This is a genomic window from Nostoc sp. 'Lobaria pulmonaria (5183) cyanobiont', assembly GCF_002949795.1.
Classification (GTDB): domain Bacteria; phylum Cyanobacteriota; class Cyanobacteriia; order Cyanobacteriales; family Nostocaceae; genus Nostoc.
Map to the genome: position 1 here is coordinate 1,279,559 of NZ_CP026692.1, position 15,686 is coordinate 1,295,244.

A 15,686-nucleotide genomic window follows, 5' to 3' on the forward strand; every position below is an offset into this window, starting at 1 on the left:
GTTGTATTACTTAGCTAAATCCAGTTGCCGATCAAAACAAAGCCAGACCAAAAGAACGGATCGTGGAAATCAGTTTGGCGAATTAGGCTAATTTGTGCTTGTCTTAGTGCTTCGGCTTTAGTGATTTTGGGTTGTCGCAGTTGGTCATAGAAGCGAGTCATGAGCATCGCAGCTGCCCGATCTTTGACGGGCCATAGGGTGGCGATAGTTGAGCGAGCGCCGGATTTGACAGCCAAGCCTGCTAGTCCCAGGACGGCGCGATCGTCTCCTGCTGCTGTATCACAGGCACTAAGTACCAGCAGTTCGATGGCTTTTGATGGATCGCTACCCCGATTTTTCAGGAGTTCAGATAACTCTTTAACATTGACTTCTCCATCCCAAGTGAGCAAGAAGGTATCTTCGAGGCGGGAACTAAACTGTCCGTGGGTTGCTAGGTGGACAATACCTGCACTACTGGATTTCACCTGTTTAGCAAGGGCCTGACTGGTAAATTCCTGGTTCAGCAACACAGAGGACGACACCGCCTTGGAGATTTGTTTCACTTCTGATTCCACGGCGGGTAAAGCACTAAAGCCAGCGCGAGATTGGCTAATGCCACCCACGATCGCACTGATGTGGTTTTGATGAAGCGATCGCGTCGCCATCAGTTGCAATCCTGGTGAGAGCGCCACAGCATATTTCTCAATCAGATATTGCTTCCCGTCAAAAAGAGCTGCTATGGGAATGTTCCGCAATCGACCATCCAAAACAAACACCAATGTCTTGGTATCAATGAATGCTTGCTCTGCTTCCTCTGGGCGAATTAACCAATCATAAATCTGTTGGGACAATCGATCCCGGTCTTGGGAATCTGAGACAGGGTTAAGAGCAACCAAAAAATTGTCTAGAGTCTGCTCAATTTCAGCTTGAGATTTGTGAGTAACATAGGAACGGAGTGGTTGCCCTGCTTTGGAGATAATTACTGTTAAACGATCGCTCAGGATAATCGGATAAATGACGGTTGCAGTGGGATCAACCCGATCGATCTGTTGAGTTCTATCTAAACAGGCTTCCCGAAAAAAGTTATCGAGTTCCGCAATTTGCAGTGCCTCAATCAATTCACGAGCTTCTATTAGTTCTGCTTGACTCGGTTGATCCTCTAGAAGTAAATCAACCAGTTCCCGGTAGACCGGCTCCACACTGCTGCGAAAAGAGAACTGGACATCAGGGTTAATAGCCACCAAATCTCCCCGCAGTGCCTTTAAGGCATTGACTGCTTCTGTATAGGCGGTAATTGCTTTTGAGCGATCGCCTTGTTGTTTATACAACTGTCCCACCTGCCGAGCAGATTGAGCAATGATATCGTTAGCTTGGAGTTGGCGGGCAATGTTGAGGGATTTCTGAGTTAACTCCTGTGCTTGTGATAACTGCTGTGTACGATGATAGAGTTTTCCCCACTGATGTAGTGCATAAGCTTCGGCTTGAGTATCCTGGATTTGCTGTGCAGATTTGACTGTGATTGCCATCAGTTGCGCCAAATCTTTTAGCGGTAGGATTGGGTCAGAATTTGACTGGCGGTTGAGGGTGGCAACAAAATTGATCGCCGCGTAGAGTGAGGTGTGACTGGGGGGCAGTTCTCGGAGTTCTTGGAGTAGTTGAGGTGCGAGTGGGTTAACAAACTCTAGTTTGTCGTAATTGAGGAAAAGTTTGAACTGAGCTAAACGCGCTTGTAACCGATCGCTTGGGTTAGTTGTTAAAAGTTGAGCCTGTTCAAAGTAATCTAATGCGGCTTCCGGATCTTGCAAGTCAACGGCAGTTTGGCCTAGGTTGAGAAGAATAGAACTTAATTGGGGTTGGGCTGAAATTTTACGAGCGATCGCTAAACTTTGCTCTAAAATCTGTTGACTTTTACTAGAGTCACCAGTTATTTGCACAGCTAAACCAAGCGATCGCAGTCCACTAACTTTGATTTCATTATCCGGCATCCCTTGGAGTTTTTCAGTCAGTACCTCTAACTGTTGTTTAGAACGGCGGTAAAATCCCAAAGTTTGTAAAGCTTGTGCCTGATTGATTTGACTACCCAGGCTTCCCATTTTGTCGCCTGCTTGCTCATAAAATTTTTGAGCTTGTTGCCAACTTGCAAGTGCGGTTTCGGCTTTGCCAGTGTGCAATTGCAAATTTGCTTGGGTATTAAGTGCTTGTGCCCAAAGAATTGGATCGGCAGAGGGAATAGAGGTTTGCAATAGTTTCAGACTTTGCTCAATAGACTGTTGGGCTGCTTGCCATTGATTAAGTTCCTGTTGTGTCAGTGACAGATAACTTAAACTTAGAGCTTCGTTCAGGCGATCGCCTTGGGTGTGGTACTGTTGTGCTGCCGTTTGCCAAATCGTCACTGCTTCTGTAAAGTTTCCTGAACGGTAGAGGTTCCGTCCCTGTTCCAGCCAATTGTTAGGTTGAGTAGATGTTGACACATTCAGGATAGAAGTTGTCGGTACTTGCACAGATGCTTTTGCAGGTGTTATTGTCACTGCCAAACACAAGCTCAAAATACTCAAACTAATATATAGCCAACGACATTTTTTAATTTGGAAAGTCACAGGTTACTGATGGTTTAAGAGTTTGTTTAGTAAAGTAATTGCAATGCCTACTATGTTTAAATTCCTGGAGCAAATTAATTTCTAGGAACCACAGCACAAGTTAATTGAGGCTGTATATTTGCGGGAGATGGCGCTGCAACTAACTCAACTTGGCCATTAGCGTTCCGATGCCAGGAAGTGGCTTCGACGATAACCTCTGGGGATGTAGGCGTTTGGGCAGTGACATTACCAGTTTTGCGGTATGCTCTGAGGTCACGGATATCAGACCAAGTGCGGTCGCTCGTTACTTGCTGATTGGGATTTTGCGGCACACCACCCCGTCCCGTTGCCACAAAGCGACTGCCTTGAGTACCCGAACAACCTGTGGCAATTTGCTGAGATGGATCGGTAACACTTGCTGGCAGTTCTACTAAACCGGAATTTGGATCGACGCCGATGGTATTGACTTGAACCGTGCCGCTAACCCCAAATTGGGAACTAGCAGTGATGTCATTCTCTGGTGTCAGTTGGGGACGAAACTTCAGTCCGAAAAGCCCTTGTGTGCTGATTTGAATATTACCCCCCCTACCTTTCACCGCATTAGCAATAATGTCGCTGTTTTCTAATCCGGCGATGATCGGTGCATTGATATTGATATTACCTCCATTACCGTTACCGCCTGCTGTAGCACTAATATTGCTGCGATCGCGTATTAGCAACAAATTTCCCACTTGTAAGTCGATGTTGCCACCATTACCAGATTCTGTCTGTGCTTGGATTGAGCCTTGATTTTTTAATTGGATGCGATCTGCGGTGATGTTGAGATTGCCAGCATTTCCACTACCTTGGCTGGTAACGCTTACAATACCGCCATCATTGAGTGTCAAATTTGGTGTGGTAATACTAACACTACCTGCATTTCCCGTCAGTACATCCTGTAAGCCAAATAACTTAAGTAGTTGTGGACTTGAACGGATGACAGATGAACCGAGGCTACTGTAAGTGTTAGGACTGACACCACTAATTGCGATCGCCTCTCTAGCATTAATACTGACATTTCCTCCATTCCCAGCATAAAATACTAATGAACCAAGTGCTCCTCCATCTAAGATTTGTAACTTACCAGTATCTAGTATCAAATCTTTTGTATTTCCGGTTGCAAAGCTACTGATACTAATGCTACTAGAAATTTCAAAAGGGGTTTTCCCCATAACTGTGGTATTTTGATTGCGAATTGTCACTTTACCACTAGAGCCACTGCCATATGTATATGAAGTCAATAAAGCTCCACCAGATATTACCAATCTATCCCCATTAATAGAGATATCACCTGCTGACCCAGTACCGTATGTGCCAGTGAGAATGTTTGTTGCAATGGGCGTCAGGGGTGAGAAGCCGGACATCTCTATTGCTGCCGCTTCAATCTGAATGTTGCCACTGTCAGCTACTCCGTGTGTTGAGTTCTCTATCCCTGAACCCTGTTGGAGTGTTAACCGGGGAGTAATGATACTTATATTCCCACCAGTTCCGGTGCTTAAGGTGTTAGTGCGAATCCCACCTCGAATTGTGGTTGCGGATGTTCCGCCAATCATATCGATGGCTTCTGATGCTTGAAAACGAATGTCTCCACCAGCAAGATTTCCATAATTCTGCGCTAAAACTAACGAACCATCGCTCAAGCGAATATTTCGTCCCTGAAGCTGAACTGAACCCGCATTTACCCCACTGACATCTAATAGTGATTTTTGTGCTAGTTGAATGTCACTAAAGTTTTGCTCGTTGCCATACTCCAATTTATATCCCTGAGTGGTTGGCACTAAACTAACTAATCCTGCACCTCCCAGGCTACCTAATTCTATATGCCCTGTTTCGGCAGTCAATGTAGCGCCATTCAGATTCAGATTACCACCCACCAACGCCAAAGTTTTTCCCGCCTGTACTTGCAATCTTGTTGGGCTAGGATTGCGAATCGTAGGAATAATATCGCTCTCGATATCTAAATGCCCTGTACCTTGGACTTGTATCGCTGAAGGATTATGACCTAGTTGCAGTCCAATGGGAACATTGATACTTAATAATGCGTTAGCTTGGGGATTAATGGCGCTAAATTCAGTCCCATCAGCAAATTTGATGCTATTGGCTGTCGTGCTAATAAACGAACCACCGATATTTAATTTGGCATTGCCTCCAAAAATAATCCCATTGGGATTAAGCAAAAATAGATTGGCGCTACCGTTGGCTGTAATTAAACCATCAATATTAGAAACATTGCCCCCAGTCACACGACTAAAAATATTTTGCACATCTGCGGCATTGTTGAAAGATGCAGAACCATTGCTAGGAATAGAGAATTGACTGAAGCTGTGAAACAGGTTGTTGCCGACACGATTGCCGTTGGTAATCGTGAAGTTATTGCCGCTCTGGGAAACTGTGGTGTTGAGAGTGCCATCGGAAATTACTTGAGCATTTGCACAACTACTCCAAATCCCACATATCAACATTCCACCAATCAAACCAAACCTAGCAGAAATTACTTTCACACCTCGTCTCCATTTTGATCTGTCTACTTAGGTTTCCCAAAATGGAATTGTTGCTAACTTTATTTGTAGTTAACTCTTAGCTGAAGCAGCACAGGTTAATGGTTGCTGCACATAGCTAGGAGATGGAGCCGCAATTAATTCAACTTGGCCATTAGCATTACGATGCCAGGAAGTAGCTTCGAGGATAACCTCTGGTGATGTAGGCGTTTGGGCAGTGACATTACCAGTTTTACGGTATGCTCTGAGGTCGCGGATATCAGACCAAGTGCGGTCGCTCGTTACTTGCTGATTGGGATTTTGCGGCACACCACCCCGTCCCGTTGCCACAAAGCGACTGCCTTGAGTACCCGAACAACCTGTGGCAATTTGCTGAGATGGATCGGTAACATTTGCTGGCAGTTCGACTAAACCGGAATTTGGCTCGACGCCGATGGTATTGACTTGAACCGTGCCGCTAACCCCAAATTGGGAACTAGCAGTGATGTCATTCTCTGGTGTCAGTTGAGGACGAAACTTCAGTCCGAAAAGCCCTTGTGTGGCGATTTGAATATTACCCCCACGTCCTCGCAGTGCATTAGCAATAATGTTGCTGTTTTCTAATCCAGCGATGATCGGTGCATTAATATTGATGTTACCTCCATTACCATTACCGCCTGCTGTGGCAGTAATATTGCTGCGATCGCGCATCAGCAACAACTTACCAACTCGTAAGCTGATGTTGCCACCATTACCAGATTCTGTCTGTGCTTGGATTAAGCCTTGATTTTGTAATTGGATGCGATCGCTTGTGATATTAAGATTGCCACCATTGCCAGTGCCTTGACTGGTGACACTGACTGTCCCGCCATCCGTCAGTGTTAGGTTCGGTGTGGTAATGCTCACAGTGCCGGCATTCGCTGTTAATATATCTGGCAGACCAAATCGTTTTTGCAACGACGGATCGGGTCGGATGGTGGAAGCGTTAATGCTACTATTAGTTGCCCGACCTTGACCACTGATGACGATCGATTCAGTAGCGTTGATGCTCAAATCTCCCCCATTACCTGCAAAAAATGAGGTGGTGGCAACTGCTCCCCCATCCAGAATTTGCAATTTGGCAGTATCCAGGGTCAAAGTTTTCGCACTTCCGGTTGCAAATGTAGTTGAGCTAATGTTGCTGTAAATTGCAGAGGGACTTTCTCCGATCACCGTAGTGTTGGTGTTGCGAATCATCACTTTACCGCTAGAACCACTGCTAAAGGTAGCCGAAGATAGTGAGGCTCCGCTTGATATTAGTAGACTATTACCATTGACGAAAACATCACCAGCATTTCCAGTGCCGAGTGTAGTAGTGTTAATTGTGGTCACGTCAGCAGGATTAGTGGGTAAAAAGCCTGACAATTCAATGGCGGTTGCATTGATGTAAATATTGCCACTGGTAGCGGCTCCAAGAGTTGTGCTATTCAACCCCGCTCCCCGATTGATGGTCAGTCTGGGAGTAATCACGCTGATATTACCACTAGCTCCGATACCCAGAGCATCACTACGCACTCCGCTCCGAATTGTGCTATCAGCTGTTCTGCCAATCAGATCGATGGACTCTGTAGCCTGAAGGCGAATGTCACCACCGGGGAGATTACCAAAATTTTGCGCCAGTACCAGAGAGCCATCGGTGAATTGAATTTGCCTACCCTGAATTTGAACGGAACCTGCATTCACGCCGCTGATATCTAATAGCGATCGCTGTGCCAGCTGAATATCGCCAAAGCTTTGTACATCCTCATATCCCAGTGTATAGCCCTGTACGGTTGGTATCAGCTTTACCAATCCTGCACCGCTTAAACTACCCAATTCAACTCGCCCTTTTTCAGCGACCAGGTTTGCCCCATTTAGATGTAAGTCGCCACCCACTAGAGCTAGGGTATTTCCCGGCTGTACCCGCAGTTTTGTAGAACTGGGAATCTGAATCGGAGGAGCCAGAGCTAGTCCAGTGACATTCTTCAAAGAGTGTCCTGTGCCTTGAATGTTGATGGGTGCGGGATTGTTACCCAGTTGCAACCCAATAGGAACATTGATACTTAACAACGGGGCAGATTCAGAATTAATTACACTAAACTCAGCACCATCAGCAAATTTAATACTGCTGGCAGTTGTACCAATAAACGAACCCCCAATGTTCAGTTGAGCATTGGCTCCAAAAATTATCCCACTAGGGTTGATCAAGAAGAGACTAACGGGGTTTTTGCCGTTAATCGTCTGAATCAAGCCATTAATGTTAGAGATATTACCGCCAGTAACACGGCTGAAGATGTTAGAAATGTTGGGCGTGTTCGCTAAATCAAAAGTAGCCGAACCGCCAGTGGGAACCGAAAACTGCTGGAAACTATGAAATAAGTTACTGTTGGCGGCACTACCGTTAATAATGGTGAAGTTATTACCGCTTTGGGAGACAGTAGTATTCAAGCTGCCATCGGGAGTTACCTGGGCGTTGGCAAAGCCGCACCAAAGTGACATTACCATCAACGGCACTATTCTACTGCACAGACCCAAGCAAATGGAGGTCGTTGTCATTGCCAAGCCTTTATTTATACCTTGTATTTTAGGTTGCCCAAAACGGTATGATTTTGAACCCTTAACAAGGCGATCGCAAAGCTGAGTGTTATAAATCCAGCAAAAACCCTCAGTTTGTCCACGGACTTGCTTACCTTTAGCTGATTTATAACCAAGATTTTTCTAACCATTATTTGTAATTAAATAAATTAGTGCCCAAAAAAATATAATTAGGTTAAATACATCCACAAAACTTGAAGTTTGGTGGTTTCCAAAACGCTTGCAGACTCGCTAACGCTACGGGTAAGCAAGCTATAACAGTCCTAAATGTGAAATATTTTTCTGTTGGCAATCATTTGTCCTTTGAATCACAAATGACTCTTGACAAATGACCAAGGACGACCATAATAAGAATTTTTACAATCTCATTTAGGATTGCTATAGCAAGAGCATCTTGATTCTGAATTCTACCTTTTCTTTAATTAATTTGATATTTTTAATTATGCAAGTGTATCAAGATGATTGCGGCATATTCAAAGCAAAAGTCAGAGCGAAGATTTCCTCAGCTCTGAACTTTGTAAGAGAATATTCTTATTTAAATTCCCTAACTTTAGTTATGGGGATTCACTGTTAGCTGATAACTGTTAAGCAGCATATTTCAGCCACAAATTAAGATGTACTTATCCTGTTTGATTTTTTTGCAGTCTGATTCACGAGGTTTCAGAGGCTTTTTCATCTTTAGGATAAAGAGAGCGAATTAACTCCCGAATTACATCAGTTGCTGGTCTCCCCGTTGTTGAACAGTATTGTTCAAGCTTCTGTGCCTCGCCTGATGTGAGATTGATTGTAAGTCGTTTAACAGCCCATTTTTTATTCATGTACTAGACAAGGTATGTTTTTAAACTACTTCTCTAATATCAATCATCTAAACTGCTCTTACAATGGTATAAGTAATGACATTTAGTTCAAGTAATCATGAAGTTAAATATAGGACTCCGATTTGATTTTTGAAAATATACTGAGACTGAAAAGCCCGTTTTCTCAGGGTTTCATTTGAAATCTTGTTCGGAAATCAGACAGGAGTCCTATAGGATATTTTTCAAAGTAATAGTGAAGAGGTGAAGTTTATTCTAGATTATAAAGTTAGGCTACTTTCTGGGCAGTAATTATAAATATAATGTAAAAATAACATCAAATATATCAATACAAAATAAGTATTCTCACAGAACAGTTGAGGATAATAATATAGAAAAAGTTGGCAGCCCTAGCAAATAGAATTCGCGGCTACACACATCAAACCCACCTCCAGAGGTTTTCAAGCCAGGATTTTCTTTTAGACTACCTGGTGAGAAGGACTTGCCTACGTTTGTGTCGTAGCGAATTTCATTTTCCCAATATTTTTCAAACTTAGTACACAGTTTCGTAAATTCATGACCAATTGAGGGTTTGAGTTTAAACGCAGAGGGACACAGAGTATAGCGCAAAGGAGCGCAAAGTTTGTTTGAGTCCATTTGCTACGAACTTCAGGGTTAACTGTACTTAGTTGGTTTTAATTGTTAATAAGTCATGTGTTGATAATGTATCGGCAGCAGATTTAATCACATCAAATGACATTCCCGACCTTTCTGCAATATCTAATAGAGTATGCTGACCGTCAGATAAATTTAAAACCCACAGGATTGCCATTTCATTTAGCCCACTATCTTTGTTACCACCAACTGTCCGATATATTCCTCTTTTACCTAACTGTGGCTCACATTTGGGATTTTTGTTGTAGTAGATTTCGTTATTGTTGAGGATATACAACATTGAATGACATTGAAAGAATGACTCAGCAAGATATTGGGGTTGAACGAAATTTAAATCATCAGCTGAAGTATGGTATTCAGGAAAACTACCATGAGGCGATCGCATAAAGCAACCTACAGCTAAATTAAATCCAGGTGAGCAATATTGTCGCTCATCATAGCCATAGGGGAAGAAATCTATAATTTTGTGATCTTGTTTTGAGTTTTTGAGTACATAAGCAGCAACTTTATCGATTTCAGTGTCACCTCTACGGCTTTTTTTGTAAGTAAAGTTGCCTGAATCTCCTAAACAAGTTAATACCAAGCCATGTTTAATGTTGTTGACTTTAGCTTCATTGAGAGCCAACCATGTAATTGAGCCAATGGTTCCGGGAATCCAGAGAAATCTATAGGAATATCTTGGTGTAGTTTGACTTAAATATTTAGCGATAAAAGTAGCGATCGCAATTCCCGAAAGATTATCATTACACAGTGAAGGATGACAGGCATGGCATGAAATCAAGACTTCATCAGTACTGTCTCCTGGAATATAATACTCGCCATAAGTCAGATAACCAGGCTCTAGACAAGAATCAATACATACTTCATACTCTTCATCTTCTAGTTCCAAATACTGATTGTGAGTGAGGCAAAACCCCCAACTTTCCTTGTAATATGAAGTTCGGTAAGGAATCCAATTAGGATAATCGGCAAGTGTAAATAAATGTGATTTAAGTTCTTCGAGAGATAATTTTTTATGTACAGGAATACTATAGTTAACAACGTGCAAATTTGAATTAGTAAAATCTACAATCTTTTCACCTTGAGAGTTTTTAATATAGGCATCTTTAATATTCCATTCTTTAGGGACTGTCCAATCAAATACCTCTGTTCCTGTCGGCACTTCATGAACCGACAAAGGAATATGCTGCTGAATAATTTTTAAAGTTTCTCTAAAACCATTACCTGTAATACTACGGCAAATAGGATATAGCTGGAAGATGAGTTGATAAATTTCCTGAGCAATTTGATCTGACGGTGTTGTGATAAAGTTAAGGCTCATGTCTTTGTCAGTTTCAGCTATTTTGGACTTTGAGTAAATCAGGGTTTCACGAATGGTCTGAGGTTAATATCAGTAACTTCAACAGTTCGAGGTAAACTTAAGGCATTAATGACTACAGCGGCCACGTCCTCTGGTTGCATAAGACGTTCAGGGTAATAGGGTTTACCCTCCATCTCGTGAATTATTGCTTGTCGAGGAGTAGCAGTACGCCCAGGAAACACGCTCATGATCCGCACTTGGTCGGCATTAACTTCTACACGGAGAGTGTCAGCGATCGCCTTGAGGGCGTGTTGAGTGGCAGAAAATTGTCCTACATTCGCTCTGGGACTCATAATTACACTGGAGTTGATAAACAAAATTTGTCCTCGACTGGATAAAAGCATGGGGAGTAAAGTTTGTGTCAAGAGATAGGGCGCACGAACATTAGTCTGATAAAGCAAGTCAAAGTCTTGAACAGAACTCTTTTGAAATGTCCCCATTGAGAACATACCTGCACTCAGAATCAGCAAATCGACCTGTTCAAAATCTTCCTCAATACTTGTTTGTAGCTTACTGATATCCTTATCAACTATCAAATCGATTGCATAACAAACAACTTTAGGGGAAGTTTCCTTAGCGATAGCAGCAACTATTTGTAGGGTTTCAAGGTTGCGTCCTAACAAACAAAGTTGTACACCTTGTGCTGCCAAAGCCAAGGCGATCGCTCTACCGATACCGCTACTAGCTCCTGTGACAACTGCAACCTGATCTATTAAAGTTTCCATAATGAGAGTATTAGTGTTGCAATTCAGTTTTGGAGTAGTGTTGGTGCTGGAGTGTCATATAAAGCCACCAAAGATTCTGGAATAGAGCAGAAATCCTTACTCCGTAAGAAGTCGCCTAAAGAAGTTCCTGTACAAGCTGAATCAATATTTTGTGCACCCTGTTGAGCTATTACATCATCAAAATGTACGGTTCTAAAGTCAATACTGAAACGGGTATAGCCTGATGTGTTGGGAACAGTGGAGTGCATCTGCGCTCCTGAAAAGAGAATCATGCCACCGACTTGTGTAATTAAGCGCAATTGCGGCTCCATTTCTAAAGTTTCTTCCGCATGGGGTTGCTTGCGCGTATCTGTTTTAATGTGCTGTGCCGCATTTTTGCGACTTTCTTTAATCCACTGAGCGTAGTTATAATCTCTTGAGCTATTCTTAACTGGTTGACTCCAGTAGCGCGGATGGAATGCCATCGCATTCTCTGGGGTAATATCGTAGACAGGAATCCACCAGTTGATCTGGCACAAAGGAGCAGAGTACCAGGTGTCACGATGAGGATGGAAAGCGTAAGCAATACCAGCAGTCAGATAGCGATCGCTGGTTGCTGTTCTTAGGCGAGGTACATCGAAATAGGTTTTGTTCAAGTCACATCCACTTTCTTTCAAGATGCCTTGAATGAGTTGTTTAGATTCAGGGTGATGGATAAAAGCTGGCTTGAGTTGTGCCAAAATCTCAACGTATTTCTCTACAGGCAGACTATGTTGTGCTTCTCTCGGATCTAAAGGGGCAAACGCTTCTTCAACCATGCCACGAGCAAAATCACATAGAGCGATCGCACTGGCGCAAGCAGAAAAGACAAACATTTGTCCATTATAAAGATGCTTGCGTCTGATTTCATCACTAAAAATCGAATCAAAATAAATTGTATTCACTTCGCCCCTCATCTGCTGTAACAAAGTTTGAACACAGTGTTAAGGATGAAACTCAAAATTTAATTTTTCAAATTTTGATTTTCCGTGTCTCTGCGCCTCTGTGCGATCCTAATCCTAATATTTACTCAGCAACTATATATTTTTAAATTGCTCTTAAAAGTCTTACGTCACCGTAGGCGTTACAATTTTTTCCGATTCAAATAAACTCCAAGCCCGATCTTTATCCGAAATTTCAGTCACAGATAGAGGCCATTCAATACCAAAAGCTGGGTCATCATACGGATACCCGCCAGCATATTCTGGTGCATAAAAGTCACCCATTTGATACATCACCTCCGTCTCATCGCTTAGAGTTTGAAAACCGTGAGCACACCTATCTGGAATATAGAGAGCAAGACGATTTTCAGCAGTTAACTTTATACCAATATGAGATAAATAGCTAGGAGAATCTGGACGCAAATCGATAATGACATCATAAATAGCTCCTTTGATGCAACGCACCAATTTTGTTTCCTGAGAAGGAGGCATTTGATAATGCATACCCCGCAACGTTCCTTTTTTATAGTTAAAAGATAAATTGCATTGGGCAATAGTAGGTTTTAAACCACGATCTTGAAATTCTTGAGTACAGAAACTCCGAGCAAAAAAGCCGCGAATATCTCGGTGCAGTTCTAAATCAACAATAAATGCTTCTTTTATTTTAGTTTCAGTAAATATCATAAATTTACAAACCTGAGAGAAAATTCAAATTCTAATTTTTTAGAAAAATATTTTTCGACAGTAAAATGCTTCAGCATATTTACTCGGTGAATTTGATTCAATCCCACGAATTCTGAGAATTGAACGAAAAGTCTCTTCTGTAAACCACTGCTTATTATTCTGGGTAGCGAACGCATCCAAAATATATTCAATTTTTCGACGGCACAGTGTTTCATTTAAATGGACAAAGAAATTAGGAATACCCAAATCACCATCATATTTGGGTATTTCATATTCCAAAATTAAATGATTTCTAAAGGTATTCCAAGTTAAGTCAGAAATTAAGCGGTGATCTTGGTGGCGATCGTCTCGATGATGAGTAAAGATTATATCTGGTGAAAATTCTTGCTTCAATTGTTCAAAGTATTCCTTCACCTCTATCCCTTGAAAAGATAGAAAGCCATCTCGAAAATTTTTAATGATAATTTTCTTGACTGGGATTTCTTTTAAGAAGAGACTAGCGCTTGTGGTTGCTTCCTCTGCTCTTTGCTGATTGGAACTAAAGACAACCCAATAGATAACAACATGTTGGTAATTCTCTATCAGCTTTAAGATTGTCCCTCCACAACCAATCTCGATATCATCACAATGAGAACCGAGACAAAGAATTTTGTACTCAGATTCTTCTGTCTTATTCAAACTAAGTTGGATCATACATGGTCGACTTCTAGTTGTTGATCTCCCCAGACTTCCCAAGGTCTTTTACCTTGAGCATACATATCATCCAACTGTTGTTTCTCTTTAAACGTATCCATTACTCCGAAAAAGCCAGTGTATTTATAGGCAAAAAGCTCTTCTTTGGCAATCAATCTTTGAAAAGGCTCAAGGACAAGTTCTTCACCATAATTTATATAGTTAAAAATCTCTTTTTTAAAGACAAAATATCCTCCATTAATCCAAATATCACATTGTTTTACATCTTGAATATTTTGTACCAAACCATCCTCGTTCATATCAACTAGGTGAAAACTTTGGCTTGGTCTAACACACAAAAAACTACCGATTTTATCACGCTGATAAAAATTATTAATATAAGTTGGTAAATGTAAGTCTGTCAAACCGTCACTGTAGTTAGCTAAAAATACTTCTTCTCCTTCTAAATATTTTTCTACTGCCTTGAATCTTTGTCCAATATTGGCAGTTAACCCTGTATCTACAAATGTGATATTCCAATCTTGAATATCCCGATTAAACAACTCAATTTTGCTTCCATTGGAAAGGCTAAAGTTATTAGAAAGCCATTCATTGTAATTCAAAAAATAGCTTTTAATTAGGTCAGCCTTGTAACCAAGACATAAGATAAAATCTTTGTGCCCATAGTGAGCATAGTATTTCATGACATGCCATAATATTGGTCGATAACCAATATTCACCATTGGCTTAGGAATACTTTCTGAATATTCTCTCATTCTGGCTCCTAAACCACCGCAAAATAAAACTACTTTCATATAACTTACCCCTTTTTGACAATCAAAAATATTAAATACTTAAGAGTAGACATTAACTTCAGGAATTGGTACAACAAATTGACCTCCCCAATCCCGAATGTAAGCTATTTGTATCATAATTTCATTTTTTAGATTCCAGGGTAATATTAGTATATAGTCAGGCTTTGTTTCGGCAATTTTGTCTGGATGAAAAATCGGAATATGAGTGCCTGGTAAGAATTGACCCTGTTTATAAGGGTTACGGTCTACTGTATAGTCAAGAAAATCTGTGCGGATACCGCAATAGTTTAAGAGAGTATTTCCCTTCCCTGGAGCACCGTAACCAACAATCGATTTTCCCTCTCGCTTAACTTTTATCAAAAAATCTAATAAGTTGCGTTTAGTTTCTTTAACTTGTTCTCCAAAGGAAAAATAGTATTCTAATTGCGTAAAACCAGCCGCTTTTTCTCTATTTTTCAGTTCTGATACTTGGTTGCTAATAGGTTTAGAATAATCTTCATTGTGGCGCGCATAAATTCTCAAAGAACCACCATGAGTAGTTAATTCTTCTACATCAAAAATTTTCAACCCGTGAGCAGCAAAAATCTTATCTACGGTAAGAAATGAAAAATAAGAGAAATGCTCATGGTAAATAGTATCAAACTGATTTTCCTCGATTAACCGCATCAAGTGGGGAAATTCCATAGTAATTACACCATGCGGTTTGAGGATAATTTTCATTCCTTTTACAAAATCATTGAGATATGGTGTGTGAGCAAGGACATTATTTCCGAGTAATAAATCTGCCTGTTTGCCCTTAGCAACCTGTTCTTTTGCTGTCTCCTGACCAAAAAATTTGACAACTGTAGGAATACCTTTTTGAATTGCTACCTCAGCAACATTTGCTGCTGGCTCTATTCCCAGCGCCGGAATGTTTTTGGCAACAAAGTATTGCAGCAAGTAGCCATCATTACTAGCAATTTCTATTACTTGACTTTCCTGGTTTAATTGAAAACGTTCTACTACCAAATCAACGTATTTTTTGGCGTGTTGTAACCAGCTATCAGAGTATGAAGAAAAATAAGCGTAGTCGCTAAAAATATTTTCTGGGCTAATGTATTCTTGGAGTTGAACTAAAAAACACTTCTCACAAACATAGACATGCAGAGGATAAAATGGCTCTACTTCATTGAGTTGTTTGAGACTGCGATAGCTTTCGCAGGGAGGAGACATACCTAAATCTACGAAGGTATGGTGCAACCCTGTTTCACAGAATAGACAGTTACCAGTTATTAGCTGATTATTTGTTGGTTTCAGTAAATTCATAACTTATTATATG

At 41.2% G+C, this 15,686-nt stretch carries 12 protein-coding genes; all 12 read right to left on the bottom strand.

Translation table 11 applies throughout. The features are described 5' to 3' along the window. Nucleotides 1–14: 14 nt before the first annotated feature. Complete coding sequence (locus NLP_RS05540) at nt 15–2,576, bottom strand: CHAT domain-containing protein (RefSeq protein ID WP_104905507.1); 2,562 nt, start codon at nt 2,574–2,576, stop codon at nt 15–17. 74 nt (nt 2,577–2,650) lie between these two features. Next, nucleotides 2,651–5,095, bottom strand: a complete 2,445-nt coding sequence (locus NLP_RS05545; RefSeq protein WP_442946645.1) for a two-partner secretion domain-containing protein — start codon at nt 5,093–5,095, stop codon at nt 2,651–2,653. A 69-nt stretch (nt 5,096–5,164) separates the two neighbouring features. Beyond that, a complete protein-coding gene (locus NLP_RS05550) occupies nt 5,165–7,594 on the bottom strand; it encodes a two-partner secretion domain-containing protein (RefSeq protein WP_442946659.1) in 2,430 nt (809 codons plus the stop codon). Nucleotides 7,595–8,334: 740 nt separating this feature from the next. After that, a complete protein-coding gene (locus NLP_RS05555) occupies nt 8,335–8,502 on the bottom strand; it encodes a CopG family transcriptional regulator (protein WP_094348841.1) in 168 nt (55 codons plus the stop codon). A gap of 342 nt (nt 8,503–8,844) precedes the next feature. Then, nucleotides 8,845–9,135, bottom strand: a complete 291-nt coding sequence (locus NLP_RS05560; RefSeq protein ID WP_104905509.1) for a hypothetical protein — start codon at nt 9,133–9,135, stop codon at nt 8,845–8,847. Between the two features lie 28 nt (nt 9,136–9,163). Next, nucleotides 9,164–10,474, bottom strand: a complete 1,311-nt coding sequence (locus tag NLP_RS05565; protein WP_104905510.1) for a DUF4910 domain-containing protein — start codon at nt 10,472–10,474, stop codon at nt 9,164–9,166. Between the two features lie 38 nt (nt 10,475–10,512). Continuing rightward, on the bottom strand, nt 10,513–11,238 hold the full coding sequence (locus NLP_RS05570; RefSeq protein ID WP_104905511.1) for an SDR family oxidoreductase: 726 nt from the start codon (nt 11,236–11,238) through the stop codon (nt 10,513–10,515). 23 nt (nt 11,239–11,261) lie between these two features. Beyond that, nucleotides 11,262–12,161 (bottom strand): hypothetical protein, encoded by a 900-nt coding sequence (locus tag NLP_RS05575; protein WP_104905512.1) that lies wholly within the window; start codon nt 12,159–12,161, stop codon nt 11,262–11,264. A gap of 162 nt (nt 12,162–12,323) precedes the next feature. Further along, nucleotides 12,324–12,881 carry a dTDP-4-dehydrorhamnose 3,5-epimerase gene (rfbC, locus tag NLP_RS05580; protein WP_104905513.1) on the bottom strand — a complete coding sequence of 186 codons (558 nt, stop codon included), beginning with the start codon at nt 12,879–12,881 and terminating at the stop codon, nt 12,324–12,326. A gap of 39 nt (nt 12,882–12,920) precedes the next feature. Next, entirely contained in the window at nt 12,921–13,574 is a 654-nt protein-coding gene (locus NLP_RS05585; RefSeq protein ID WP_104905514.1) for a PIG-L deacetylase family protein, read from the bottom strand. Next, nucleotides 13,571–14,368, bottom strand: coding sequence for a sugar phosphate nucleotidyltransferase (locus tag NLP_RS05590; RefSeq protein ID WP_104905515.1), 798 nt, complete (start codon nt 14,366–14,368; stop codon nt 13,571–13,573). Before NLP_RS05590 ends, NLP_RS05585 begins: the two co-directional genes overlap by 4 nt. A 39-nt stretch (nt 14,369–14,407) precedes the next feature. Beyond that, on the bottom strand, nt 14,408–15,673 hold the full coding sequence (locus tag NLP_RS05595) for a class I SAM-dependent methyltransferase (RefSeq protein WP_104905516.1): 1,266 nt from the start codon (nt 15,671–15,673) through the stop codon (nt 14,408–14,410). Between the last annotated feature and the right edge of the window lie 13 nt (nt 15,674–15,686).

Coding starts and splice junctions, on each gene's coding strand:
- NLP_RS05550 (WP_442946659.1), bottom strand. CDS start 7,594: ATGGTAATGTCACTTTGGTGCGGCTTTGCCAACGCCCAGGTAACTCCC.
- NLP_RS05555 (WP_094348841.1), bottom strand. CDS start 8,502: ATGAATAAAAAATGGGCTGTTAAACGACTTACAATCAATCTCACATCA.
- NLP_RS05560 (WP_104905509.1), bottom strand. CDS start 9,135: ATGGACTCAAACAAACTTTGCGCTCCTTTGCGCTATACTCTGTGTCCC.
- NLP_RS05565 (WP_104905510.1), bottom strand. CDS start 10,474: ATGAGCCTTAACTTTATCACAACACCGTCAGATCAAATTGCTCAGGAA.
- NLP_RS05570 (WP_104905511.1), bottom strand. CDS start 11,238: ATGGAAACTTTAATAGATCAGGTTGCAGTTGTCACAGGAGCTAGTAGC.
- rfbC (WP_104905513.1), bottom strand. CDS start 12,881: ATGATATTTACTGAAACTAAAATAAAAGAAGCATTTATTGTTGATTTA.
- NLP_RS05585 (WP_104905514.1), bottom strand. CDS start 13,574: ATGATCCAACTTAGTTTGAATAAGACAGAAGAATCTGAGTACAAAATT.
- NLP_RS05590 (WP_104905515.1), bottom strand. CDS start 14,368: ATGAAAGTAGTTTTATTTTGCGGTGGTTTAGGAGCCAGAATGAGAGAA.
- NLP_RS05595 (WP_104905516.1), bottom strand. CDS start 15,673: ATGAATTTACTGAAACCAACAAATAATCAGCTAATAACTGGTAACTGT.